Source organism: Roseibium sp. JB4-4, from assembly GCF_055693425.1.
Genome location: NZ_CM146333.1, coordinates 3,173,621 through 3,198,881, shown reverse-complemented (window position 1 = coordinate 3,198,881; position 25,261 = coordinate 3,173,621). Strand labels below are relative to the sequence as shown.

Sequence of the window (25,261 nt, the reverse complement as noted above, 5' to 3'; positions counted from 1 at the left end):
ATTGATGCGGCCTCCACCGCAATTGTAATCGATTACAGAATTGTGTATCTCTCATGTAATCGATTACATTTATCATTCTCGGGAAAGCCCCTCGTGTCAACCCGGAATGTCAGCAAGTCGCAAACAAAAATCGGGAGGCGGCATTGGCGCAGAAGCCCATAAGAATTCGAGATGTTGCCAAAAGAGCTGGAGTTTCAACGGCAACGGTCAGTCGAGCGCTCAGCAATCCTGAGCTTTTGACGGAAGCGACGCGGGAAACGGTTTTCGGCGCCATTCGCTCCACGGGTTACCGGGTCAATCGGGCTGCAAGAAATCTTAGAACGCGTCAGGCCGGAGCAATTCTTGTTCTGGTTCCAAACCTCGGAAACCCGTTTTTTTCGCAGATTCTTGCCGGTATCAGTGAAGTTTTCGGTGAAAGCGACCTTTCTGTTCTGATCGCCGATACAAAAGATCATGCGACAGCGGGAAAACGCGTCGTCGACTACTTCCTGGATTCTCAGATTGACGGCATGATTTGCCTGGATGGCGCGCTGTCAGACGAGGAAATTAGGCAGTTTGAAGAAAACGGCGTGAACGGCAGGATCGTGTTTGCGTGTGAATGGAAACAGGGAAGCTCTCAGCCATCTGTGCGAAGCGACAACGGTCAGGGTGCCAGGTTGGCCGTTAGGCATCTTTATGAACTGGGACACCGGAAAATAGCGCATGTTACCGGACCGCAGGAGAATGTCCTGACACATGTCCGGCGGGAGGGCATGCTGGCAGAAAGGGCTGAGCTCGGTCTGCCGATGCGGGATGAATGGATCATTCGTGGCGATTTCTCTCTGGAATCAGGCCGAGCAGCAGCAGAAAAAATCCTGTCAATGGAAGACAGGCCTACAGCCATTTTCTGCGCTTCGGATCAGGTTGCATTCGGATTGATTTCAACGCTCAAGACACGAGGTGTGGAAGTGCCTGGAGACATATCAGTCGTTGGATTTGATGACATTGAACTTTCTGAATTCTACGTTCCTGCGCTGACCACGATCCGTCAGGATCGTCATGCTTTGGGAACCAGGGCCGCCAGGTTGCTCCTGGAGTGTATTCACGCAGGCGATGCAATCGACAATAAACACTCTGAACCAGTCATGATTGATGTGAAACTGGTCGTTCGGCAGAGTGCAGCCAGTATTTTGCAGGAAACAGGCATTCAAGCTTGATCACATAAGCTTTCCAATAATCTGTAATATAATGAGTTTTATCAATTTTGTTAAGTAGATGACGGATCAGAAACGTCGGAAAACTGGCACACGCTATAGTATAGTAAGGGTTGTATTGCCTGTTTGACTAATTTGTGAAGATCATGAAATCTGTCACTCGCACAGTAGTTTTCACATCGATCACTCATAGTTCTATCAAAATAATTTCAAATCGTATGTAAAAGTGAGTGATTGCTTCAAGGGCTGACAGATTAAGATTTCCCGAAACGATTGTAGCAATTTGGGCTGCTAGGAAAAAATAGCCTATCGGCAAATAATGCCTAAAGATTATGCAAGAATAATTAGATTCTAGCTGCATGAATACTAATAAAAGTCAATTTAAATACAGGTTAATTGTAACTTGTGGCAGGGTTTTAGTGTTTGATTAACTTGAATATGGCATTCTAGATAATACAAACTCAAATTGGTGGAAAAAATGCGGATCTCCTTCTTCTGCTTCGTTCTTTCGCTGTCTGCCCTCCTTGTTCAGTCGCCTGTCGCTGGTGCACAAACTGCACTCAGTGTTGTCGGCACTGGCGATGGATTGGAAATGTTGCGCGAAATGGGTGACGGCTTTTCAAAAGCTCATCCTGAAATTGACCTCAAGATCCCCCCAAGCATTGGTTCAGGCGGCGGTATCGCAGCCGTTAGTTCAGGGACTGAACGGCTGGGTCGGGTGGCGAGGCCCCTGAAGGACAGCGAGATTGAATATGGTTTGGTCTATCTGCCGATTGCCAAGATCCCAAGCGCCATTTTCACCCATCCTTCGACTGGAGTTGAGGCTCTTTCAAGTGAAGACCTGAAAAAACTCTATGCTGGCAAGATCACCAATTGGTCGGAACTCGGTGGTGCGGATCTTCGTGTACGGCTGGTCAGGCGCGAAGATGCCGACAGCACTCTTCAGGTTCTGCGCAACACGATGCCAGGCTGGAAAGACCTGACGTTTTCGCCACGATCCAAAACAGCGCTGACAACGCAAGACGCCATTTCGACGGCGCGCGACGTTCAGGGAGCGATCGCCTTTGGACCCTATTCCCGCCCGCTTGAAGAGGGACTGAACGTTCTGAAAATCGACGGCAATCATCCGACGGGCGAGGCCTATCCAAGCGCGGTGACCCTGGCGCTTATCTATAAGGATGGCGCTTTGGATGGTGAGATGAAGACATTCATTGACTTCAGCCAGTCCGATCAGGCGCGCAGCCTGATCCGAAATTATGGCGGAGTGCCGGTGTCTAACTAAAGGCCCAATCGCAACATGATACGTCACTCGTCCCTGCTTTGGCACTATACCTACGGCGCTGTTTTCACAGCGCTGTGTGCGTTTGCAGGTCTGATTGGCCTGGTGGCATATCAGTTGGAAGACAGCATGGCCCGACAAGAGGTCGAGCTACTAAAACTGTCTCAGTCTCGGTTGCTTGAGACGTTGATCGCCGACGTGGAGCTTGCCGGAACCCGGATGGAGTTCCTGTTTCAGGATCGGCTTCGAAGGGTCAACTCGATTGCCAAGCACCATGACACGTCCAATGCTGTCATGTCTCGAAATGTTGTTGCCATGTCGGAGCTCCTGGGGCCGGCAGCGAAACAGGCCGATATGGACGGGATCGTCGTTCTTGACGAGAAGGCGCGGGTTATCGGCGCTTCTTCTTATGAGGCAGACCTGGTCCGACTTGGATCGAATATTCCAGAACTTAGTTTTTTCGATGAGATCGTCGCATCCCTCAACGAGAGTTTCCCGGGGGACGTGCAAACCTTGTCGCGTCTATTGCCACGTTCTGAAACAGGCATCTTTGTTCCTGGCGAACACATCAACACTGTTTCCCAAATCGTCTTCACACCGGTTTTCGATGAATTTGGATACGCGGTGGGCGGATTGCTGGCTCAACGATGGATCCGGTCCAACGAACCTCTGCTTTCCGACCTGGCGAAGATCAACTCCTTCGGTCTTGCTGTCGTCTTTGAGGACGAAGTGATTTCCAGAGGGAATTTCAAAGGTAATTTCGCCGATCTCCAGATTTCAGCGACCACACCAAACATCACCGCCAGTGGCAGCAATGTCATAGAGTGCGCCGTGCCAGTCGCGCCAGTGACGGTATGTGCGCTGGTTCCGATCGAAAAGCTGACCGAAACCCAAAACGAGCTGACCCGTATCGGTTCGGAGGAAGAAGCCAAGCTGCTTAGGTGGCTGTTCCTGTTCGGTGTTCTGACGTTGATCGCCTTTGCCTCGGTCGCTTATCTCCTTTCTCGCCAGATCACGCGGCCGCTGACCGACATTACCAAGGTTTTGACAGGAATTGCCGCAGGCGACTTTGAAAAGAAAGTTGCCGGAACGGAGCGGCTGGACGAAGTTGGAGACATTGCGCGTTCTGTCGTTTCGTTGCAGCGCTCTGTCAAGGAACGCGACGCTCTGCGGGTCAGGGTTCATGAAAAGAACACGATTCTGAGATCGCAAGAAGCGCAGTTGCGCGAGCAGAACGTTCTCTTTGATGCGGCACTCAACAACATGTCGCACGGGCTTTGCATGTTTGATGCAAGCGGTAGCCTGATCGTATCGAACCAGCGGTTTGCAGACCTTTTCGAACTCGACGAGGACAAACTCGTGCCCGGCATGACCGCCAGGGATCTGACCGCTCTTCAGAATGCGGAGGCTGTCAGCACCGACCAGACCGAATTGTCGGAGGCATTCACGAAAGCGCATCAATCGGCGCCTTTCTCGCAAAGCACGGAAATGGTCAAGATCCGGTCGGGCCGCATTGTTCTGACCACCCGGCAACCATTGTCAGATGGCGGTTGGGTGGCGATCTCCGAGGATATCACGGAGCGCCAGGAGGCGCGCGATCGTCTGGCCTTCCTTGCGCGGCATGACATGCTGACCCAGTTGCCCAACCGTATCGAATTCCGCGATCAGATGGAATTGCTCCTGAAGCGCCAGCAGGTCCAGGGAGGCGAATTCGCAATTCTCTGTCTGGACCTCGACGAGTTCAAGACCGTCAACGATTCTCTGGGACATCCCATCGGCGACGAGCTTTTGCGGCAGGTTTCAGCACGGTTGAAACACCTGCTTGAAGATCGTGAGTTGGTCGCGCGTCTGGGCGGTGACGAATTCGCGATCCTGACCGACCTGCCCGTCAAGCAGAAGCAGGTCGACGAACTGGCGCAGTCCATTATTTGGGAACTCTCCCAGCCATTCCAAATCGCGGATCATGACCTGGTCATTGGCGTCAGCATAGGCATCTCGGTGGCCAAGGCTGACGGAGCTGTTGGCGACGAGCTGTTCAAACAGGCGGACCTTGCCCTTTATCGCGCCAAGGAAGACGGCAGGAACACCTACCGCTTCTTTGAAGAGGACATGGGAACCGAGGTGAATGACCGGCGCGAATTGATCCTGGATCTGCGCAACGCAGCCGCAAATGGCGAAATGGAACTTTACTTCCAGCCGCAGTACACGTTGAGCGATTATCAGATCTCCGGTTTCGAGGCGTTGCTGCGCTGGAATCACCCGACGAGAGGTCTGGTCTCACCCGGTGATTTCATACCTTTGGCCGAAGACACCGGTCTGATTGTTCAGCTTGGCGAGTGGGTTTTGGAAGAGGCCTGCAGGATCGCCGCCGGCTGGCCGGATCATATGCGGGTAGCCGTCAACCTGTCGCCTCGGCAGTTGCGTGGCAATGCCTTCGGGCCTGTGTTGATCGGTGCGCTGATGAAATCGGGTCTTAAAGCGGACCGGCTTGAACTGGAAGTCACAGAAAGTGTCTTGCTGACAGATTCAGAGGATGTTCTGGAAGCTCTTCACCAGGCCAAGTCGCTTGGTGTCAAGGTTTCGATGGACGACTTTGGCACCGGGTATTCGTCGCTGAGTTATCTCAGGCGGTTCCCCTTTGACAAGATCAAGATCGATCAGTCCTTTGTCCGGTCAATGGCATATTCTGATGACTCGATCTCAATCGTCAAAGCTGTCATCGAGCTGGCGAAGAACCTGAACATGACAACGACGGCTGAGGGTGTCGAAACCCGGCAGCTGCTTGACATGCTGAACGATATTGGGTGCACCGATGCCCAGGGTTACTATCTTGGGCGTCCGATGCCGGTCATGCAGGCGAACGAGCTAATTTTCACATGCCCGCAGGCGGTGACAACAGCCGCGCAATAAACACCGTCATTGCTCTATTCTGCAGCCTCCGCTTGTTGTGGTGGTGCGGATTTGCGAAAGAGCCTGCTTGCAAAGGCAAGAATGCCTTTGCTTTCTTCAGCAACGTAGAACGGATCGGCATAAAAAGTGGCGCCGGCTTGCAATGCCAGTTCGCGCATCGCATCCACGTGCGCGGGCGCGCCGGCGGAATAGACGATGTGATCGGAAGTCAGCGCGCCAACCAGCTCTTGCGGTCGGGCAGTCATGACTGTCTCGTTATCGCCATCGCCGGCTGTGAGAGATATCGGGACATCGTTGCTTTGCAACCAGCGAACTGCGTCGCGCATATAAAGTCCATCCCGTGTACGAGCACCCGAGATGACCCTGATATCACGGTCCGGCTGTCCCAGCCTTGCAGCAACGGCAATCGCCCATATTGGCGCAAAGCCGGTCCCTGTCGAGGTCAGAACGATCGGCTCCGGTTGTTGACGCAGGAAAGCATTGCCAAATGGGCCGCGCAGTTTGACACCGTGCCCTTTGGCAATCTGACTGCCCAGTTTCGACGATACGATGCTGTCCGGATAAACCTTGATGTGAAAGACGATCACCTCTTCTTCCGCATCCAGATTGAGAGGGGTCGTCGGGCTGTAATCGCGCGGCGGATACCCGGCGAACGTTGCGCGCAGATATTGGCCGGGCAACCAGGTCACCTTCTTGGCAGTGCGGACACGCACTTCAAGGTAGTCTTCCTTGATTGTCTGCACACTGTCGACGGTACCTTTTATCGTTTTTACAATCGGAACGGGATCGTAAGAAATCTCTGCGTCGCCCTCCAGGACGGCAAGACACCCGAGGACAGTGTTTTTCTCACGTGTTCCCAAATCGTCGACAGCGCCACTGAGCACGCGAACCCGGCAGGTTTCACATTGCCCCGAACAGCAGTCATGGGGGATGACCAGGCGGCCACCAAGTCCGGCATCAATCAGCGTGTCGCCGACACTTGCCTTGATCTCTTTACCGTTGATCGTAACGGTACAGGTGCTTTTCGACATGAGTTTGGTCCGTTGGGAAGGCATCAGTTGAATGTCAGGCGAACCGGACGTGAATGACGCGTGTGGCGCGTTTGGTTGTGATCAAACACCGCGACCCAGACATAAAGGCCATCTTCCATGGGAAGATCCTGGTGGTTACCGGTGTCCATGTCGCGAATGATCTCAAGCGTCCAATAACCGTCTTTCCACTTTGAACCGCCGGAAAGGTCGGCGCGGCTACCTTCGTATTCTCCGATAATCAGGACGCCGGGGATCATCGTCCCAACGGGTATTCCTGCGTCGATCTCCGGCGAATAGGGAACGCTCTCTGCTTCAAACATCCACCACTGTGATCCCGGGTCGTCCGTCGCCTCTACATCGAGGTCAATATTGCCCATCTGGGCGACGGTTTTTTCAAGATCCACCGGCAGCCGCACCACGTCGACTGTGTTTTCGTAGTTGGAGCCGGATTTTTTCTTGTAGTTATAGATGTAGAAGGATTTGCCCTCGTCTGCCGAATAGCCAGCGCTGTAGCGTTTTTTGCCAGCGGCCTGAGCCTCATTCGGTTCGATTGGTGTGCCGAACCACATGTCATCGACCTTCCCCAGCATGCCACCGCGCGAGGCCTTCCACTGCCAGACGTCAAGCAGACTGCCGTCGGTGGTATAGTGAAGGCCGCGATAGTTGAAGGCGCCTGGTTTGTCGCTTAGCGGCTTGGGGCCCATATGCGTTGACGCGCCTCCGCCAAAGGCATCCGACTTGGAAAAGGCGACCGAAAACTTGTCTTCGTAATAATCGGTTTCGTCCGAGATATCGGCACGGTTGTTGAGCATCCGCCAGCCGTCTTCGGTCTTGATCAGTGGGTGGCGTTTCAAAGACCGGTTGCTGTCTTCCCAACGAAAACCGAATGCGATCTTGTCACCCACCTGAACGGCGCGGATCTCGACGGTGGATTCTCCCGTCTTGTCGAGGCCGGACCCTTGTTGCGTCCTGACAAAAATGGGTTTCGCACTGTTCCAGATTGCTTCGTCCATTTCGCCGTCCAACGCAGGAAGCTCAGTGGCGTTGGCAACGATAAGGTCATCCCTCGTGGAGAAATCGAGCGCGACGGCGCCTGCCAGAACCACCGCCCCGATAGCAAGCGACGCCGCCAGGGGGTGCCGGCTCATGCCCGGGAATCGACGGAGTTTCTGAGGCCGGAACAGGCGCAGAAGCTGTGCGATCCCGCCATAGAAATAATGCAGAACCACGTGGGCAACGATGTAGCCAAGCACCGTAAGTGCGGCGATGTAGTGAACGGTGACCCAGATCCCGCCATGACCCAGATAGAGAAGCACACCGGTAGCAGAAAGGGTGAGAACAGCGCCAAACAGGATCCAGTAGGCGATGACATTGACAGCCGCAAGCCGCAGCTTGGTGCTTGCCGGGAGCGTCAGAACAACGGCTTTCTTGGTCGAAATGCGCCGTTTCAAGCGGGCAAACGACATATAGGCAGCATAAGCGAAGATAACCGCCAGCACGAAAATGGCCGACACATAGTGCCAGGTCCAGATTTCGCCTTGTGGCAATATCGGTTCGAACAACTTTGAAAACCATGCATCTTCTGCGTCGGAAGAAAGGCGGAGGCCGGTCAACAGGCTCGCGAAGATCGCAATGGTCAGCGTCCAGTGAAGCAGAATGGTTCCCAGATCACTACGCACAGGCGGTTGCTTGTCCTCAGGTCGTCGGGAGGCGCTGCCTTGAGCTGTAGGAATATTGGTCTGGTCGTTGTGTTTGGTATCATTTGGCGGAGCAGTGAGCTCTAATGTGTGATCCGTCAATTTTCCCCTCCAGAAACCAAAACCGATTCCGTACACGCTTTGCGCGAATCGGTGCGCGAATATTAGAAGACAGGCGCGGAGTTTAAGACTAAGAAGCAAAACTTGGGAAAAAAATTAGAAAAAATGCTATTTACAACTAAAGATAAACCTATGCGTGCATAATAATGAATTCATTAATCAGTCTAATCTGCACATAGTACTTAGATGAATAAATATATTTAGAGAATTTCCAAAGTATAACTTGACGCTGATGATAAGTACAAAGCAAATTCAGACAAAAGAATTCAACGTCAGGTTAAAGTATTTACCGTAAAAAATACCTAGTGCTTAAATAAATCCAATGAATTTAAAGCGGTGTAATCCGGCCGCTGCGGAACTGAAATATTTGTGTACTGCATAAATACCGAAAGCCGGTGTCCGGTAAAGCTGCCAGCTCGACGATTGTGCTGCATGGGAAAGCAGATGAGCAACCCAGATCGCTTGAGGAGAAAAGGCCGATTATTGTCTGGCGATGTGTGTCGTTCCAATGTTGATCCAGGTCATGGGGGCGCAACTCGTTCCCACCTATCTTCAACAGAGTTGAAGCGGACGATGGGCGGCAGTGTCAATCTGGTTGTAACTGGCTCAAAAACCCGCCTAAGATGATTTCCGTTGCAGGAAAAACAGTAGCAGCCGGTCGGCAAAGGGCTTCGATGTTACTGGTCTTGGAAGACAGTCGTTTGAAGACAATGGGGCATATATGCTGGTCTCCCATACGCGGATAATTGATATCGTTGGCGACATCATTCGCATTCAGGTGTCGTCCACCAAAGCGGATTCTGAGGGGCGGCCCTGCCTGGGCGATCTGGCCCTTGTCGATGGCGGGGACGGCAATGCCTCGCTCGCGCAAGTCATTAACATCGATCAGGACATGGTCTCGCTTCAGGTTAATTCCGGTACCAAGGGATTGGCAAACAACGCCTCGGTCCGTTTTCTCGGCGAAGCCGCCAAAGTCACATACTCGGACAACATACTTGGCCGGGTCTTCAATGGTGCCGGTCACCCGATAGATCAGGGACCTGACTTGTCGAGCGATCCAGCCGTTCCGATCGGCGGGCCGTCTGCCAATCCGATGAAACGTGTTTTGGCCTCGCGAATGATCCGCACGGATGTGCCGATGATCGACATTTTCAACTGTCTCGTTGAAAGTCAGAAGATTCCGATCTTTTCGGTTTCAGGTGAACCCTACAATCCGTTTCTGGCCAGGATCGGGATTCAGGCGGATGCGGACATTGTTGTGTTCGGCGGGTTGGGCCTGATATTCGACGACTATTCGTTTTTCAGAAAGCAATTCGAGGATGCGGGCGTCTTTCCACGCACCGTGATGTTCATCAATCAGGCTTCAGACCCGGTCGTGGAACGTTTGCAGGTACCGGATATGGCGCTGGCGGTTGCTGAAAAGTTCGCTGTCGAGGAAGGCAAGCGTGTCCTGGTTCTTCTCACGGACATGACCGCTTTTGCCGATGCGATGAAAGAAGTTTCCATTGCGATGGAGCGCGTCCCGGCCAACCGAGGGTATCCGGGCGACCTTTATTCGCAGCTGGCGCGCCGATATGAAAAAGCTTGCGATTTCAAAGGATCCGGTTCCGTCACCATCCTGACTGTCACGACGATGCCCGGCAATGATGTCACGCACCCTGTTCCAGACAACACCGGCTACATTACAGAGGGTCAGTTTTATCTTCACAGCGGGGTTCTTGATCCCTTCGGCTCTCTTTCCAGACTGAAACAGCATGTGATCGGTAAGGTGACGCGTGAGGATCACAACCAGATCATGAACACGATGATCCGGTTCTATTCCGGTGCACGCGACGCTGAGCAGAAACAGTCGATGGCATTTGAATTGTCGGACTACGACCGGCAGCTGCTGAAGTTTGGCGGTCTGTTCCGGGAACGGTTCATGGACATTGAAGTGTCGATACCCCTGGAGGAGGCGCTGGATCTTTGCTGGAAGACATTGGCTGAATGCTTCGAGCCCGAACAGCTTTTGATGAAGCAAGGCCTGATCGACAAGTACTTTCCGGCAAAGGCCTCAGTTGCAAAGTCTTCGGATGAGGAGGCAGCCTGATGGCCAGACTGGCGCTCAATAAATCGTCGTTGGCGAGAGAGAGCGCACATCTTGCCGAGTACAAACGATTTCTGCCTTCTCTGGAGCTGAAACGGCTTCAGATCATGGCGGAGCGCGCCAAAGCCAAGGAAACGGCGGTTCAACTCGAAAAGGCATACCAGGATCGGATTTCAGATCTGGCGAAATCGCTGCCAATGCTTGCAAACAGGCATGTACCGCTTGAAGGATTGGTTGCATTGAAAGGGGTCTCCAAAGGAGAGCAGAACCTCTCGGGTACCAAGTTGCCGACCCTCGAAAGTGTCGATGTGGAAACCCGGCCCTATTCCTTGTTGGCCCGCCCGCATTGGGTCGATCCTTATGTGGAAGGAATGCAGGAGCTGTTGTGTTTGAACATGGAGCGCGATGTCGCCAACGAGCGCATCAAGCGGTTGGTTGAAGCGGAAGCCGTGATTTCACGGAGGGTAAATCTGTTTGAAAAAGTTCTCATTCCGCAAGCGGTGCGCAATATCAAGAGAATCCGGACAGCCCTTGCCGATGCCGAAAGAGATGCTGTTGTGCGCGCTAAGATTTCCAAGCGCAAAACGGCAGCTCGTGGGGCAGACAAACGGATGGCCGAGCTATGAGCATCGTTCCGCTGATCAAAGTGAATTTGGTTGGAGTTCTGGACGACAAGCACACGGTACTTGAAGCTGCGCAGGCTTTTGGAGCGCTGCATTTGATTCCGCTCGTCTCGGCACAAAAGGAACTGGAGGCTGTTCCGGCCGGTCTTGGCAGAGACGCGGTGGATGCACTGCGCTGGTTGGTCGATTGCCCGGATCAGCGCCGCCCGGAAACCAGGGACGACAAATTCGATCTCGATGACGTGGTCGAAAAGACGCTTGAAAACCGCAAAGCTCTTAAGTCCTGCCAGGATCTGCTGGCAAAACTGGATAAACGCATTCAGGACGTTGAACCCTGGGGCGAATTCAGTTTTTCAGATCTGGCTGAAATTGGTGACAACAGGCTGTGGTTCTATGTGGTGCCCAACGGCAAGCTGAGAGAGATAGACCCATCTGACAAGGTCCTTGAAACCGTACACGAGGACAGGTTCCGCAGCTATATCGTTTTGCTGGCACCTGAAGAACCGCCGGTTGGTGCCATGCCGGTGCCGCGAACCCACGTCGGTGCGATGCCGCTCTCAGCGCTGAAGCAACGCCATGAGGAAGCGGCAATTGATCTGGAAGAATTGGAACTTGAACGTCAGACACTGACAAAGTGGCGATATATTCTGGCGCAAAATCTGTCCGCAGCGCGCGACACTTCCGCCCGTCGACGGGCGGCGCTTGAAACCGCCGATACGGGCCGGGTTTTTGTCTTGCAGGCCTGGGCGCGCCGGGATCAGGTAAGTGAGATCGATGCACTCGCCTCAAAGCTTGACATCGCAGCGCTGTTTGAAGATGTCAAAGACGAAGACGCACCGCCGACGCTCCTGGAAAACACGCGCTCGATGGAAGCCGGCGAGGACTTGGTCGAATTCTATCAGACCCCGGCTTACCGGGACTGGGACCCGTCGGTCATTGTCTACGTGTCCTTTATCATTTTCTTCGGCATGATCATGACCGATGCGGGATATGGGTTGTTTCTGCTTCTGCTGTTGTTTCTTTTCCGCAAAAAATTTACCGGGTCAGCGCTTGGTCGCCGAATGTATCGCATGTCCTGCTGGCTGATGGTGTCTACGGCAGCGTTCGGTGTTGTCACGGGCAGTTACTTTGGCGTCGCACCGCCTGAAGGCAGTTATCTCGACCATCTCAAGATCCTGCACCTCAAAGACGTTGACACGATGATGAAGATCACGCTGACCATCGGCGTTGTGCACATCGTGATCGCCAATCTCTTGCGTGCATGGCACGAACAGACACCGAGCGGTCGCTATCAACCAGTCGGTTGGTGCCTGGTGGCGCTCGGGGGGCTCGCAACCTTCCTGGGCCAGGGAACGGTCATTGCGACAATCGGCCCGATCAGTGTCATCGCCGGATTGCTGCTGGTCGGTTTCTTCGGCAGTGACCGGAAAGTCGATTCGGTTTCCACGGGTGGACTGCGTATTTTCGACGGTCTCGCCGCGCTTGCCCGGATCGTCAACATCTTCTCCGACGTGCTGAGCTACATGCGTCTGTTCGCCCTGGGGCTTGCAGCGGCCTCGCTTGCAGAGACGATCAATTCGCTGTCCGGCCAGCTCAATCAGTCGGTTCCGGGCATCGGCATTCTCATCGCCATTCTGGTTCTGGCAATCGGACACGCCATCAACATTGGTCTTGGACTGATCGCAGGCTGTGTGCATGGCCTGCGCCTGAATGTCATTGAGTTTTTCAATTGGGGTTTGAAGGACGAAGGCACGCCTTTCCGTCCGTTCAAGAAAGAGGAGACACGCCTGTGAACGAATTCGTTGTGGCTCTCGGTTGGTTCGGGCTCTATGCCCCTGTCGCTCTTGGTGCCATTGGCAGTGCCTGGGGGTGCGCTCTTGGTGGCAGTGCCGCAATCGGTGCAATGCTCGACAGTGATGGCGGTTATGGCCGTTTCATCGGTGTCTCTCTGATGCCGTCCTCCCAGGTGATCTATGGCATCGTCATCATGTTCTCACTGCAGCAATCACAAGTCGATGCCGCGAACGGTGCCGCGCTCTTCGGCATCGGTGTCCTGTCCGGGTTCACGATGCTTTTCACCGGAATTCGCCAGGGAGAAGTGTTGGCTTCGGCCATTCATGCTTCAAAGGCCAAACCGGAAATATTCGGCATATCGCTGGCGCCTGCCGCGGTATTGGAAGGGTTTTCCGTTTTTGCCCTTGTCTTCGCGCTTGTGCTTGCCGGTTCGATCCCGAGTTAGGAGGGCAACATGTCAAAGCATGATACCGCACAAGAGCTCGAAAACGCAGCTGGTGCTGGGGTGCAGGCCCTGATCAATCGGCTGAAATCCGAAGGCGTTGCCGCGGGTCAGTCAGAAGCCGACGACATTCTTGCCAAAGCCAAGGCAAAGGCAGAGGAAATTGTATCGGAAGCACAGGAGCGGGCAGATAATCTCTTGGCGACAGCGCGCGCTGAGGCCGCAAAGGAAAAAGCTGCTACGGAAGACGGGCTCAAGGTCGCGGCGCGCGATCTTGTCCTGAGCCTCAGGAACGAGTTGGGTGACCGCATTCAACAGGAAGCCGGAAGACTGGTCGGCACAACTCTCGCCGACGAGGCTTTCTTACAAAAACTCATTCTGGCGATGGCCGGAATTGCGCGTGACAACGCGTCTGTCAGCGACACGGAACCGATGGAAATCGTGTTGCCGGAAAAGGTCGTCAGCTTCGAGGAGCTGAAGCAGTCTCCCGAGGCGGTCGAGCCGGGAACGCTGACCCATTTTGTGTTGGTGCTTGCAGGCGATGCACTGCGTGCAGGGGTGACGTTCTCCACGGCACCAGGCTTCGACGGAATAAAGGTTAAACTGACGGATCGGGATGTATCCATCGATCTGACGGAGGACGCTATTGCTACGCTGCTGAAACGTCACTTGCAGCCGCGATTGCGAGCCGTGATGGAAGGGGTGTTACGCTAATAATGACGTCCAATCCGCATCAATATATTTCGCTTGTCACCAGCTTGCCTCATCTCGGGAGACTGTTTTCGCTCAAGGAACTGCCTATATCGGATTTCCGGCTGAAACAGCGCCTGTCGATGCTGGAACCGCAGCATGCGGCGTTGTTGAAGGAAATGGTTGAGGTGACTGCCTGGGCAGGTGTGGCGAGATACGACCAGGATGCGGAAGTCATTCGCAGAGCCAACAGGATCATTGCGGACCTGAAAGACTATCCCGATCTGCAGCACCTTGTTGGTGCACGCATGGAAACGCGAACACTGATTGCTGCCTTGCGCCGCCGCCGGAATGGACAGGAAAGTGCCGGGGATATCGACAACTGGGGTATGGGCCGCTGGTGTGCGTCGATAAAGTCGAACTGGAGCGACCCTGCATTCGGTCTCGGACACTTCATGCCTTGGCTCTCCGAAGCCTATCGACTGATGCAATCCGGTGATCATATTTCGATGGAGCGTCTGGTACTGACAGAGGTAGTCCGGCAGCTCGATCACTACGGAACGATGCATGATTTCGACTTTGAAGCGGTCGGCATCTATGTGTTGCGCTGGGTAATTGTAGAGCGATGGACGCGCTACAACGAGGCCGATGCCAGAGATCGCCTGGAGGCTCTGGTCTCGCTGGCGCTTAAAGGGCCAGATGCAGATATCAGCCTGCCGAAGCCGCAAGGATTTTTTTCCGACACCTTTTCACCTCTTGAGAGGTCCTCGTCGTGACCAGTCATGTTCAACTTCCCGACCCAACAGCCGAGATCGTTGCCGTGCAAGACGATCTTGTCACACTGTCACCGATTGGGAATGCTCCTCTGATCAAGAATGAAGTGGTTTATATCGTTCCGCATGGCCCGGAACGGGATGGCAAACCACGCGAATATCTGAAAGCTGAGGTTCTGCGCGTTCGCGGCAAATCCGCTGAAGCACAGGTCTTCGAAAGCACATCCGGTGTTCGGGTTGGCGACAAGGTGATCCAGAGCGGTGAGATGCTGTCCGTTGCGCTTGGTCCCGGCCTTCTCAGCACCGTGTTTGATGGATTGCAGAACCCGCTGGCCGATATCGCTGCTGAACATGGGTTTTTTCTACCACGCGGCGTCCTGACAAACGCGCTTGACCAAAACCGGAAGTGGTCTTTTTTGCCCGCGGTCAAATCGGGAGACAGGGTCAAGGCAGGCGACACCGTTGGTACGGTTCCCGAGGGACGCTTCCAGCACAAGATAATGGCCCCTTTTACGCTTTCGGGCACCTGGACGATTGATCGGATCCGAGAAGGCACTTTCACCATCAACGAAGTGGTCGCCACCATCAAGAATGACAGAGGCGATACCCGTGATCTCACCATGGTGCAGCATTGGCCGGTGCGGAGGGCGTTGCCAGAAAGACTCGTGAAGGCAGGGCAAAGCGAAAGGCTTTATCCAAGTGAACCGCTTATCACTACCTTGCGCCTCATCGACACGTTCTTTCCGATTGCGCGTGGAGGGATGGGTTGCATTCCCGGGCCATTCGGAGCCGGTAAAACAGTGCTTCAATCTCTGATTTCGCGATTTTCAGCCGTCAACATTGTGATAGTCGTCGCCTGCGGCGAGCGCGCCGGTGAAGTCGTTGAAACGATCACTGAGTTTCCGCATCAACCTGATCCTTCCGGCGACGGCACACTGATGGATCGAACCGTCATCATCTGCAACACGTCTTCAATGCCGGTCGCAGCGCGCGAGGCATCGATTTATACCGGCATCACTCTTGGCGAATACTACCGTCAGATGGGCTATGACGTGCTGCTGATTGCCGACAGCACCTCGCGCTGGGCACAGGCCATGCGCGAGACCTCCGGAAGGCTTGAGGAGATCCCGGGTGAGGAAGCCTTTCCAGCCTACCTGGATTCGTCGATCAAGGGCGTTTATGAGCGCGCAGGCGTTCTGAAAACAGCCGCTGGCGAAACGGGAAGTCTGACCATGATCGGCACGGTGTCACCGGCCGGTGGCAACTTTGAAGAGCCGGTAACCCAGTCGACACTCGGAACGGTGAAAACCTTCCTGGGACTGTCTTCCGAACGTGCCTACAAACGCTTCTATCCAGCTGTCGATCCGCTTCTTTCATGGTCTCGCTATCACGCGCAGCTGGGCGAGTGGTATCAAAACAACATCGGTCCAAACTGGGTACCGCGCGTTGAAGAGATGATCGACCTTTTGGGTAAAGGCGACGAAATCACGCGCATGATGCAGGTAACCGGTGAAGAGGGTGTCTCCACCGAGGATTTTGTCCTTCAACAAAAGGCGCTCTTTCTCGACATGGTCTATTTGCAGCAGGATGCTTTTGATGATGTCGATGCTTCTGCGCCGCTGGAACGCCAGCAGGAGACCTTTGAACTGATCTACAAGATTGCCACTACGGATTTTGCCTTCGACGACAAGGACACCGTGCGCAAATTTTTCACAGAACAAACGTCTCTCTTCAAGAATCTCAACTATTCAGCTGACGGCAGCCAGGAACGCAAGGACCTTGTTGAAAAGATAAAGAACAATGTTACAGCAGCTCCGAGCCATATGACCGGCTAAACTGTTCCTAGTCGTCAAAGACGCTCAGGATCTGGTCTAGTGGTTTCTTCAGTTTTGCCGCTGCGGGCACGGTCGCATCATCCGCCGGGTGACCGGCTGCAAGAATCATGACCGGTTTTTCAGCCTCCGGTCGTTGAAGAATTTCGTTCAGGAACTTCATCGGGTTGGGCGTGTGCGTCAGTGTCGACAATCCGGCATGATGCAGCGCCGTGATCAGCACGCCTGTAGCAATGCCGACACTTTCCGGGACATAGTAATGCTTGTACCGGGTGCCGTCGTCAAAGGTTCCCCAGCGCTGTGCAAAAATCACGATCAGCCAGGGGGCAATCTCCAGATGCGGTTTGTCTGCATTGGTTCCGATCGGCTCAAGCGCCTTGATCCATTCATCCCCGGCGCCGCCCGCATAGAATTTCTTCTCTTCTTCTTCTGCAGCTTCACGGATCGTGCGTTTCAAGGCAGGGCTGGCAATCGCAACGAAATGCCAGGGCTGATGGTTGGCGCCACTCGGTGCGGTTCCAGCAGCACGGATACAGGTTTCAATGACGGCTCTATCCACTGGACGATCGGAAAAATGCCGGATCGTGTGGCGTGTGCGCACATCTTCAAGAAATGCATCAGCTCTTGCCTGCATTTCTTCATCGGTAAACTGCCGACGGTCAGGCAAGGGAAGCGGTCGATAGTCGAGCGCAGATTTGGCAATCATGTATCATCTACCCGGTTTCGCTGCCGAGACGCCGCTGAATTGCGTCGGTTGCCGGCAGACGGCTCCATAAAAATCGAACAATGGATCGTCTTCCTGTGCGTTAGGCAACCAAAAATCCCAATTTCGTGCTCCGCAACCTGGATCTGCACGTAAATTGGCTCTTATATCCGCTTGATTAAAAAATAACCTTGACCGGAGACGGGGCAGCTTCCTAGATTTTCTTGACCAAATGGTCAGTGACCTGTGCACGAGAAGGTAAATGCCCCGTAGCAGGCAACACGACCATATTGCTGGCACCCAAGACGGCGGCTTTAAAACACTCGCCGGTTGGTTCAGCATAGATTGGTGAATTCCAGAGAAGGGTCATGTCCACGTGACGTGGCTCGTAACCAATAGGGGAATGGCAATGAAGGCATTGAAGAATCTGGCGCTTGTGTCCGTCTTGGGCGCAGGCCTGGTTTCGGGCGCGGCGCATGCCGCGGACGAACTGACGTTGCAGCTGAAATGGGTCACACAGGGACAATTCGCCGGCTACTACGTCGCCAAGGACAAGGGCTTTTATGAAGAAGAAGGCCTGGATGTAACGATCAAGCCCGGCGGCCCTGACATCGCACCGCCTCAGGTTATTGCCGGTGGTGGCGCAGACGTGATCATCGACTGGATGCCGTCCGCTTTGGCGTCCCGCGAAAAAGGTGTGCCGTTGGTCAACATCGCACAGCCTTTCAAGAAATCCGGGATGATGCTGACATGCCGTAAGGACACTGGCATCACATCGCCGGAAGACTTCAAGGGCAAGACCCTGGGTGTCTGGTTTTTCGGCAACGAATACCCGTTTCTGTCCTGGATGAGCCAGTTGGGCATTCCGACGGATGGTAGCGAAGGCGGCGTGACGGTTCTCAAGCAGGGCTTCAACGTGGATCCGCTGCTCCAGAAACAGGCCGACTGCATCTCCACCATGACCTACAATGAATATTGGCAGGTCATTGATGCGGGCATTCCGGAAGATGAGCTGATTGTCTTCAAGTATGAAGATCAGGGTGTCGCAACCCTGGAGGACGGCCTTTATGTGGTGGAGTCCAGCCTGGAAGATCCGGCAATGGTCGACAAATTGGCGCGGTTCGTCAAAGCAACCATGAAGGGCTGGGAATATTCGGCAGCGAACCCGGAAGAAGCCGCCGAAATCGTGCTTGAGAACGATGCGACAGGCGCGCAGACCGAGAAGCACCAGATCCGCATGGTTGGCGAGATCAACAAGCTGGTTGACGGGTCCGACGGCAAGCTCGACATGGAAGCTTATAATCGTACGGTCAAGTCGCTGCTTTCAGGCGGTTCCGATCCGGTCATCACGAAGGAGCCGGAAGGCGCCACTTCAACTGTAGTGACCGACAAGCTCTAAGGCAGAAAATACTCAAATAAGCATCCGGAAAGGCCGTCCAACGGGCGGCCTTTTTTGGTTGGCGTAGGCCTTCCTTCACATATCCCAAGTCTGACATTTGATGCTGAAACCTGACTTTTTCCGGGCACTTTCCAGGACGTCGCTGGGGAAGGAATTTTGTCGTTTTGCGCCATGAAAAACGTTCTTTTCGGTAGAATCCCGACATATGCCGTCGCACCGAAGACGTTGATTGACGCCAACGCATCCTACAAATACATATTCAGACACATAAGACATGCTGCACAGGAGCGGTTTTTAGAAAAAATTTCTAAAAGCCATGAGGAGGGGACTTGGGCAGACACCAGCAGCCATCTGTGGAAACATCTCCACTTGTATCTGACGAAATTCGTCAGACCACCTGCTACATGTGCGCCTGCAGATGCGGCATCAACGTCCATATGAAAGACGGCAAGGTTGCCTATATCGAGGGCAACCGGGATCACCCGGTCAACAAGGGCGTCCTGTGCGCCAAGGGTTCGTCCGGCATCATGCAGGTGAATGCGCCATCGCGTCTGCGCGCACCCCTCAAGCGCAAGGGGCCAAGGGGGTCGGGTGAATTTGAGGAAATCAGCTGGGATGAGGCCCTCGAAATAGCCACAGGCTGGCTGGCGCCCATCCGCAAGTCCGCACCTGAAAAACTTGCCTTTTTCACCGGTCGTGACCAGTCCCAAAGCTTTACAAGTTTTTGGGCGCAAAATTTCGGTACACCCAATTATGCGGCACATGGCGGATTCTGCTCGGTGAACATGGCCGCAGGCGGCATCTACACGATGGGTGGGGCTTTTTGGGAATTCGGCCAGCCCGACTGGGACAGGACAAAACTGTTTCTGTTGTTCGGTGTTGCGGAAGACCACGATTCCAATCCCATCAAGATGGGTCTTGGCAAGCTCAAGGCACATGGCGGCAAGGTCATCGGCATCAACCCGGTTCGGTCCGGCTACAACGCCATCGCCGACGAATGGGTCGGGATAACTCCGGGCACCGATGGTCTGTTCATTCTGGCGCTGGTTCACACGCTTGTTCAAAGTGGCAAGATTGATCTGACGTACTTGTCCCGATTCACGAATGCGCCGTGCCTGGTGAACAACGATCCGGCCTCGCCCGAATTCGGATTGCTGTTGCGGGATGACAGCGGAAAAACGCTTGTTATTGACCGCAACAGCGGTCAGCCGACGGCATTCGACCAAAAAGGCGTCAAACCGGATCTTGCGGCACAGTATCAAAAGGACGGTCTGACCCACAGGACAGTGTTCCAGCTTCTTGCCGAAAAATATCTGGACGATGCCTACAGCCCTGAGGCTGTTGCCGAAAAATGCGGCGTGCCGGCAGAGCGCATCCGTGCGATTGCAGCCGAACTGGCCCGCGTTGCCTTTGAAGAGGCATTTGAACTGGACCAGCCTTGGACTGACTTTCGTGGAGACCGTCATGAAAAGATGCCCGGCCGTCCGGTCAGTTTTCATGCCATGCGCGGGATTTCCGCCCATTCAAACGGTTTCCAGACTTGCCGGTCGCTGCACCTTCTGCAGATCCTGCTTGGAACTGTTGAGGTGCCCGGAGGTTTCCGGTTCAAGCCGCCTTACCCGAAACCGGTCACGGCACATCCAACGCCTCACTGTCATGCCGAGCCGGATTGTCCGCTGGATGGACCGCATCTGGGCTTCGTGCGGGGCCCGGACGACCTGGCGCTGAAGGAAGACGGCACACCGGCGCGCATCGACAAGGCTTTTACGTGGGAAAACCCGATGTCGGCCCATGGGCTGATGCACATGGTTATTTCCAATGCGCATGCAGGCGATCCTTATCGGATCGATACCCTGTTTCTCTATATGGCGAACATGTCCTGGAACTCCTCCATGAACACCAAAGGTGTCATGGAGATGCTGACCGACAAAGACGAAGACGGAAACTACGTTATTCCGCGGATTATCTATTCCGATGCCTATTCATCGGAGATGGTTGCCTATGCGGATCTCATTCTTCCGGACACCACCTATCTGGAACGTCACGACTGCATCAGCCTGCTGGATCGGCCGATCTGCGAAGCCGACGCGGCTGCTGACGCGATCCGCTGGCCGGTCATTGAGCCGGACAGGGATGTCAGAGGCTTCCAGTCTGTGCTGGTCGACCTGGGCGTCCGCCTGAATCTTCCCGGTTTTATCGAGGAAGACGGCAGTGCCAAATACCGTGACTATGCCGATTACATGGTCAACCACCAGCGCCGGCCGGGAATTGGCCCCTTGGCGGGTTTCCGGGGTGACGGAACTGAAAAAGGCAGAGGCGAGGTCAATCCGGAGCAACTTGACCGATACATCGAGAATGGCGGGTTTTTCGTCGAGCATGTTCCCGACGAAGCAGCCTTCTATAAGCCCTGGAACTCGGCGTATCAGGATTGGGCCGTCGAGCTCGGTTTTTACGACAAGCCGCAGCCTTATCTGTTCGAGCTCTATTCCGAGCCCATGCGCCGCTTTCAGCTGGCGGCCGAGGGTCATGGCGACCGGCAACCGCCGGATCATCTGCGTGACCGCATCAAGGAAACCTTCGAGCCATTGCCCGTCTGGTATCCGCCGCTGGAAGATGCCCATGTGAGTGAAGCCGATTACCCGGTCCATGCGCTCACACAACGGCCCATGGCCATGTATCATTCCTGGGGCAGTCAGAATGCCTGGCTAAGGCAGATCCATGGTCACAATCCTCTCTATGTGCCGACGAAAATCTGGGAAGAGCACGGCTTTCAGGACGGCGACTGGGCGCGGGTGACCTCGCTCCACGGCGAGATAGTCGTTCCAGTCGCTTTGATGGCGGCTCTGAACGAAAATACCGTCTGGACATGGAACGCCATCGGCAAGCGCAAAGGTGCATGGGCGCTGGATGGCGACGCGCCCGAGTCCACCAAGGGTTTCCTGCTGAATCATCTCATCAATGAACTGCTTCCGCCAAAGGGAGATGGATTGAGATGGTCCAATTCGGACCCCGTCACGGGACAGGCGGCCTGGTTCGACCTGCGTGTCCGCATTGAAAAAACTGGCCCGCCGGATGAATGCAGTCCTGCATTTCCCGAGCTTCGTTCTCCGGTTGGAAAAGGCCCGAAAACCGTTCGCCAGAAGGTGCGGCCATGACCTCTTTACCAGATCAAACGGAAAAGAAACTCGGCCTGGTCATCGATCTCGACACATGCGTTGGCTGCCATGCATGTGTGACGGCATGCAAGGGCTGGAATACAGAAAACTATGGTGTCGCGCTGAGCGACAATGACGCTTATGGCAGCGATCCTGTTGGAACCTTTTTGAACCGGGTGCACGCCTTTGAAGTTCAGCCGTCAAACGGCGCTGCACAGACCATTCATTTTCCCAAGTCCTGCCTGCATTGCGACGATGCGCCTTGCGTTACGGTCTGTCCGACGGGCGCCAGCTATAAGCGGGTGGAAGACGGGATCGTCCTTGTTGATGAAGATGCCTGCATTGGCTGCGGATTGTGCGCTTGGGCTTGTCCCTATGGCGCACGAGAGTTGGATCAGTCCGCCGGTGTGATGAAAAAATGCACCTTGTGTGTCGACCGGATCTACAATGAAAACCTTCCCGAGGAAGATCGGGTGCCCGCTTGTGTCAGAACCTGTCCGGCCGGGGCGCGCCATTTCGGTGACTTCAGCGATCCTGAGAGCAATGTGTCCCGTCTGACCGCCGAACGCGGGGGAATGGACCTGATGCCGGAACAGGGTACGAGGCCCGTGAACAAGTACTTGCCGCCTCGGGTGAAAGACCGCCTCACCGCCGACAAGTCAGCTCCGCAATTGAAGCCTGTGGCCGATTCTGCCCAAAGGGTTTTTGGCCTGGCTCGACAAGACGCTGGAGGCGCTCTGATGCATCCGGCTCCCTCAGTTATCGTTTTCACCGTTTTGTCTGGCCTTGGATTCGGATTTCTTGCCTGGCTCGGGATCGGTCAACCTGCCGTCACGGGATGGACCGCGTTCTTCTGTTTTGCCATTGCGTATGCGCTTGCCGTTGGTGGACTGGTTGCGTCGACCTTTCACCTCGGCAATCCGCAGCGGGCACTGAAAGCGTTTTCGCAGTGGCGCAGCAGTTGGCTGTCGCGTGAAGCCTGGCTTTCTGTTTCGGCTCTTCTGGTGATGGGTCTTTATGCGTTTGCTGCCGTCTTTTTCGACCGATTGCTTGTGCCCTTAGGGGTTCTTGGTGCTGTTTTGAGCGTGGCAACCATCTATGCCACCAGCATGATCTATGCCCAGCTGGCTACCGTGCCACGCTGGAACCACTGGCTGACGCCACTTCACATGGTTACGCTGGCGCTGGCAGGAGGGGCCGTTCTGGCGGTCCAATCGGTGGCAGCTCTGGTGTTGCTCGTCGTCGCGGGTGGTGTGCAGCTGCTCTACTGGGTGCTTGGTGATCGTCGTTTTGCAGAACGTGGACACACGACCGAAACGGCAACGGGTCTTGGCGACCGCGGCAAGGTGCGGCTTTTCGAACCGCCTCATACTGGCACCAACTACCTCCTGAAGGAAATGGTATATGTCGTCGGTCGCAAGCACGCTCAGAAGCTGCGCGCAATTGCCTTTCTTCTGAATTGTCTTTTACCGATTGTGATCATTGCCCTTTTGCCTGCCGGTGTTTTCAGCGCCGGTCTGGCTGTTCTTGCCTATCTGGCCGGAACGTTGGCATCCCGTTGGCTGTTCTTTGCCGAGGCCGAACACGTGGTCGGCCTTTACTACAGCCAGCGTTAGGGCGCTTTTTCGATTTTACTTGCCTCTCGCCCCGGCCTAAAACCCTATGCCTCGGTTCGGGAAAGGCGTGAAGATGAAAAAGGCAGTCGTCCTCGGCGCTTACGGCTTTATCGGTGCAGCCTGTGTCAGGGCTCTGCAAGCAGACGGTTATGCGGTGTGTGGTGTCGGGCGTTCTTTGGAAAGCGCCAAAAAGGTCTTTCCCGACCTCGTCTGGATGATCCGCGATATTGCCGATACGACTGAGACCGATTGGAAAGACTTGCTGAGTGATGCCGATGTCGTCGTGAACGCCTCCGGAGCACTGCAGGATGGAACGCGTGACAATCTCGTTGCGATCCATGTGAGCGCAGTGGAGCGGATCGTTGCAGCACTTAAGGGAACGTCTGCGACGTTTGTCCAGATCTCCGCCGCAGGTGTATCTGAAGACGCGCCGACAGCGTTTTTTCGGAGCAAAGCCCGGGGTGATGCCGTCGTCATGGCGTCAGCGACAAACTGGATCATCCTACGGCCAGTTCTGGTGCTCGGTTCTGAAGCCTATGGCGGGTCCGCATTGCTGCGTGCTGCAGCAGCAACACCCTGCATAGGCGGCCGTGTTTTTTCCGGTGCACTCATTCAGACCATTCATGTCGACGATTTAGCGGCCGCGGTTGCGCAGGCTGCCGGTGGTGAACTGGGAACGCGATTTGTAGCGGATCTGGGCGAAGCTGAAACCCGCACTTTTGCGGACCTGACACGCCGGATCAGGTCCTGGCTTGGTTTTCCGAAGTGGACCGCAGAAGTTGATGTGCCTGAATGGTTGCTCAAGCCGGTTGGAGCAGGTGCCGACCTGCTCGGTTGGCTAGGCTGGCGCTCGCCGTTAAGAACCAACGCCCTTCTTTCGTTGAAATCAGGCATCACCGGAGATCCGTCGCACTGGCGGCAGCGTGGTGGAATAGCTGTTAAGAACCTTGAGGAAACGCTTGCAGCCATGCCGGCAACGGCACAGGAACGGTCCTTTTCGCGGATGTATCTTCTGCTGCCTCTGGCGATTGGATTTCTGTCCATTTTCTGGTTGTTGTCCGGCATGATCGGGATGTTGTCATTCGAAGATGCCCAGTCCGTCCTGACAGAGCGCAATGTGTCGTCCGGCATCGCGGCGGTTGCTGTTATCGGCGGCATCGTTGCGGATCTGGTGCTGGGTGCGACTGTTCTGGTCAGGCGTTGGACCCGGTTGGCCTGCACAGGCATGATGCTGGTTTCAGGCGCTTATCTTTTGTTCGGGTCATGGCTTGCTACCGATTTATGGGCAGATCCGCTCGGCCCCTTTGTCAAAGTATTCCCGGCGATTGTGCTGGCATTGTTCGTTGCGCTCCTTCTGGAGGACCGCTGATGTGGTACGAACTGCTTCGATATGCGCATGTGATCGGAGCCTGCGTGCTGCTCGGCACCGGTGCCGGCATCGCTTTTTTCATGGTCATTTCCAACCGGTCCCGCGACCCGCGCTTGATTGCCCACGTTTCCGGCATTGTTGTGCTGGCGGATGCGGTTTTCACGGCAACAGCGGCCATAGCTCAGCCGGTGACCGGATATTTGCTCACGCACGAGGTCGGCTGGTCCCTGCTCGAAGGCTGGGTGCTGGTTTCGCTCTGTCTTTATGTTTTTGTCGGTCTGTTCTGGTTGCCGGTGGTCTGGATCCAGATCAGGTTGCACAGGCTTGCCGTTGCCGCCGCTGAAGCCGGCACAAATTTGCCTGAGACGTATCACCGGCTCTACCGGATCTGGTTTGCGTTTGGATTTCCGGCCTTCTTTGCCGTGTTGGCAATCGTCTGGCTTATGCTCACCAGACCGGATCTTTCCCTGTAACACAGGCCGAAGACTATTTTTCTGTGTCGTCAGGGCTTTTCCGCATCATCAGCCAGACGATGAAGCCTATGAAGGC

At 54.8% G+C, this 25,261-nt stretch carries 18 protein-coding genes and 1 pseudogene; 16 read left to right on the top strand and 3 right to left on the bottom strand.

The window, feature by feature from the left end; all coding sequences use genetic code 11:
- Window positions 1–143 precede the first annotated feature (143 nt).
- The 3 genes from ACZ1HV_RS14900 to ACZ1HV_RS14890 all read left to right on the top strand — a co-directional run bounded on the left by ACZ1HV_RS14900 (window position 144) and on the right by ACZ1HV_RS14890 (window position 5,382).
- On the top strand, window positions 144–1,196 hold the full coding sequence (locus ACZ1HV_RS14900; RefSeq protein WP_472715605.1) for a LacI family DNA-binding transcriptional regulator: 1,053 nt from the start codon (window positions 144–146) through the stop codon (window positions 1,194–1,196).
- A gap of 475 nt (window positions 1,197–1,671) precedes the next feature.
- Window positions 1,672–2,475 carry a PstS family phosphate ABC transporter substrate-binding protein gene (locus ACZ1HV_RS14895; RefSeq protein WP_298822058.1) on the top strand — a complete coding sequence of 268 codons (804 nt, stop codon included), beginning with the start codon at window positions 1,672–1,674 and terminating at the stop codon, window positions 2,473–2,475.
- Window positions 2,476–2,490: 15 nt separating this feature from the next.
- A complete protein-coding gene (locus ACZ1HV_RS14890; RefSeq protein WP_298822057.1) occupies window positions 2,491–5,382 on the top strand; it encodes a putative bifunctional diguanylate cyclase/phosphodiesterase in 2,892 nt (963 codons plus the stop codon).
- A 14-nt stretch (window positions 5,383–5,396) separates the two neighbouring features.
- On the opposite strand, the gene ACZ1HV_RS14885 is transcribed toward ACZ1HV_RS14890, so the two are convergent.
- Together ACZ1HV_RS14885 and ACZ1HV_RS14880 are read right to left on the bottom strand one after the other, a co-directional pair.
- Window positions 5,397–6,413 carry a 2Fe-2S iron-sulfur cluster-binding protein gene (locus tag ACZ1HV_RS14885; protein ID WP_472715604.1) on the bottom strand — a complete coding sequence of 339 codons (1,017 nt, stop codon included), beginning with the start codon at window positions 6,411–6,413 and terminating at the stop codon, window positions 5,397–5,399.
- 23 nt (window positions 6,414–6,436) lie between these two features.
- Entirely contained in the window at window positions 6,437–8,212 is a 1,776-nt protein-coding gene (locus ACZ1HV_RS14880; RefSeq protein WP_472715603.1) for an ethylbenzene dehydrogenase-related protein, read from the bottom strand.
- Between the two features lie 739 nt (window positions 8,213–8,951).
- On the opposite strand from ACZ1HV_RS14880, the gene ACZ1HV_RS14875 reads away from it, so the two are divergent.
- From ACZ1HV_RS14875 to ACZ1HV_RS14845, 7 genes are read left to right on the top strand one after another with little or no spacing between them, the layout of a single operon-like run.
- Window positions 8,952–10,319: a V-type ATP synthase subunit B gene (locus tag ACZ1HV_RS14875; protein WP_298963531.1), complete on the top strand. Its 1,368-nt coding sequence runs from the start codon at window positions 8,952–8,954 to the stop codon at window positions 10,317–10,319.
- Window positions 10,319–10,942, top strand: a complete 624-nt coding sequence (locus ACZ1HV_RS14870) for a V-type ATP synthase subunit D (protein WP_472715602.1) — start codon at window positions 10,319–10,321, stop codon at window positions 10,940–10,942. Before ACZ1HV_RS14875 ends, ACZ1HV_RS14870 begins: the two co-directional genes overlap by 1 nt.
- Window positions 10,939–12,732 carry a V-type ATP synthase subunit I gene (locus tag ACZ1HV_RS14865; RefSeq protein ID WP_472715601.1) on the top strand — a complete coding sequence of 598 codons (1,794 nt, stop codon included), beginning with the start codon at window positions 10,939–10,941 and terminating at the stop codon, window positions 12,730–12,732. The genes ACZ1HV_RS14870 and ACZ1HV_RS14865 overlap by 4 nt, the downstream gene beginning before the upstream one ends.
- Window positions 12,729–13,178, top strand: coding sequence for an ATP synthase subunit C (locus tag ACZ1HV_RS14860; protein WP_152498992.1), 450 nt, complete (start codon window positions 12,729–12,731; stop codon window positions 13,176–13,178). Before ACZ1HV_RS14865 ends, ACZ1HV_RS14860 begins: the two co-directional genes overlap by 4 nt.
- A gap of 9 nt (window positions 13,179–13,187) precedes the next feature.
- On the top strand, window positions 13,188–13,889 hold the full coding sequence (locus ACZ1HV_RS14855; protein WP_298822051.1) for a hypothetical protein: 702 nt from the start codon (window positions 13,188–13,190) through the stop codon (window positions 13,887–13,889).
- Window positions 13,890–13,891: 2 nt separating this feature from the next.
- On the top strand, window positions 13,892–14,641 hold the full coding sequence (locus ACZ1HV_RS14850; protein ID WP_472715600.1) for a hypothetical protein: 750 nt from the start codon (window positions 13,892–13,894) through the stop codon (window positions 14,639–14,641).
- The gene (locus ACZ1HV_RS14845; protein ID WP_472715599.1) at window positions 14,638–16,473 is read left to right on the top strand and encodes a V-type ATP synthase subunit A; all 1,836 of its coding nucleotides are present in this window, start codon (window positions 14,638–14,640) and stop codon (window positions 16,471–16,473) included. Before ACZ1HV_RS14850 ends, ACZ1HV_RS14845 begins: the two co-directional genes overlap by 4 nt.
- A gap of 7 nt (window positions 16,474–16,480) precedes the next feature.
- On the opposite strand, the gene ACZ1HV_RS14840 is transcribed toward ACZ1HV_RS14845, so the two are convergent.
- On the bottom strand, window positions 16,481–17,176 hold the full coding sequence (locus tag ACZ1HV_RS14840) for a nitroreductase family protein (protein ID WP_298822048.1): 696 nt from the start codon (window positions 17,174–17,176) through the stop codon (window positions 16,481–16,483).
- A gap of 400 nt (window positions 17,177–17,576) precedes the next feature.
- On the opposite strand from ACZ1HV_RS14840, the gene ACZ1HV_RS14835 reads away from it, so the two are divergent.
- The 6 genes and pseudogenes from ACZ1HV_RS14835 (at window position 17,577) to ACZ1HV_RS14810 (ending at window position 25,185) form a co-directional block, all read left to right on the top strand.
- Window positions 17,577–18,572 carry an ABC transporter substrate-binding protein gene (locus tag ACZ1HV_RS14835; protein WP_298821687.1) on the top strand — a complete coding sequence of 332 codons (996 nt, stop codon included), beginning with the start codon at window positions 17,577–17,579 and terminating at the stop codon, window positions 18,570–18,572.
- 404 nt (window positions 18,573–18,976) lie between these two features.
- Window positions 18,977–21,727 carry a molybdopterin oxidoreductase family protein gene (locus ACZ1HV_RS14830; RefSeq protein WP_472718452.1) on the top strand — a complete coding sequence of 917 codons (2,751 nt, stop codon included), beginning with the start codon at window positions 18,977–18,979 and terminating at the stop codon, window positions 21,725–21,727.
- Window positions 21,724–22,468 (top strand): annotated as a pseudogene (locus ACZ1HV_RS14825) (4Fe-4S dicluster domain-containing protein). The gene ACZ1HV_RS14830 and the pseudogene ACZ1HV_RS14825 overlap by 4 nt, the downstream one beginning before the upstream one ends.
- Window positions 22,468–23,343 (top strand): dimethyl sulfoxide reductase anchor subunit family protein, encoded by an 876-nt coding sequence (locus ACZ1HV_RS14820; RefSeq protein ID WP_472715598.1) that lies wholly within the window; start codon window positions 22,468–22,470, stop codon window positions 23,341–23,343. The pseudogene ACZ1HV_RS14825 and the gene ACZ1HV_RS14820 overlap by 1 nt, the downstream one beginning before the upstream one ends.
- Before the next feature lie 73 nt (window positions 23,344–23,416).
- Window positions 23,417–24,712, top strand: a complete 1,296-nt coding sequence (locus ACZ1HV_RS14815; protein WP_472715597.1) for an SDR family oxidoreductase — start codon at window positions 23,417–23,419, stop codon at window positions 24,710–24,712.
- Window positions 24,712–25,185 carry a DUF2269 family protein gene (locus ACZ1HV_RS14810; RefSeq protein ID WP_472715596.1) on the top strand — a complete coding sequence of 158 codons (474 nt, stop codon included), beginning with the start codon at window positions 24,712–24,714 and terminating at the stop codon, window positions 25,183–25,185. The genes ACZ1HV_RS14815 and ACZ1HV_RS14810 overlap by 1 nt, the downstream gene beginning before the upstream one ends.
- Window positions 25,186–25,261: the final 76 nt, after the last annotated feature.

What these genes read in the sequence shown, in the direction of transcription:
- ACZ1HV_RS14895 (WP_298822058.1), top strand. Translation starts at nt 1,672, where the DNA reads ATGCGGATCTCCTTCTTCTGCTTCGTTCTTTCGCTGTCTGCCCTCCTT.
- ACZ1HV_RS14890 (WP_298822057.1), top strand. Translation starts at nt 2,491, where the DNA reads ATGATACGTCACTCGTCCCTGCTTTGGCACTATACCTACGGCGCTGTT.
- ACZ1HV_RS14885 (WP_472715604.1), bottom strand. Translation starts at nt 6,413, where the DNA reads ATGTCGAAAAGCACCTGTACCGTTACGATCAACGGTAAAGAGATCAAG.
- ACZ1HV_RS14875 (WP_298963531.1), top strand. Translation starts at nt 8,952, where the DNA reads ATGCTGGTCTCCCATACGCGGATAATTGATATCGTTGGCGACATCATT.
- ACZ1HV_RS14870 (WP_472715602.1), top strand. Translation starts at nt 10,319, where the DNA reads ATGGCCAGACTGGCGCTCAATAAATCGTCGTTGGCGAGAGAGAGCGCA.
- ACZ1HV_RS14865 (WP_472715601.1), top strand. Translation starts at nt 10,939, where the DNA reads ATGAGCATCGTTCCGCTGATCAAAGTGAATTTGGTTGGAGTTCTGGAC.
- ACZ1HV_RS14855 (WP_298822051.1), top strand. Translation starts at nt 13,188, where the DNA reads ATGTCAAAGCATGATACCGCACAAGAGCTCGAAAACGCAGCTGGTGCT.
- ACZ1HV_RS14850 (WP_472715600.1), top strand. Translation starts at nt 13,892, where the DNA reads ATGACGTCCAATCCGCATCAATATATTTCGCTTGTCACCAGCTTGCCT.
- ACZ1HV_RS14840 (WP_298822048.1), bottom strand. Translation starts at nt 17,176, where the DNA reads ATGATTGCCAAATCTGCGCTCGACTATCGACCGCTTCCCTTGCCTGAC.
- ACZ1HV_RS14835 (WP_298821687.1), top strand. Translation starts at nt 17,577, where the DNA reads ATGGCAATGAAGGCATTGAAGAATCTGGCGCTTGTGTCCGTCTTGGGC.
- ACZ1HV_RS14830 (WP_472718452.1), top strand. Translation starts at nt 18,977, where the DNA reads ATGTGCGCCTGCAGATGCGGCATCAACGTCCATATGAAAGACGGCAAG.
- ACZ1HV_RS14820 (WP_472715598.1), top strand. Translation starts at nt 22,468, where the DNA reads ATGCATCCGGCTCCCTCAGTTATCGTTTTCACCGTTTTGTCTGGCCTT.
- ACZ1HV_RS14815 (WP_472715597.1), top strand. Translation starts at nt 23,417, where the DNA reads ATGAAAAAGGCAGTCGTCCTCGGCGCTTACGGCTTTATCGGTGCAGCC.
- ACZ1HV_RS14810 (WP_472715596.1), top strand. Translation starts at nt 24,712, where the DNA reads ATGTGGTACGAACTGCTTCGATATGCGCATGTGATCGGAGCCTGCGTG.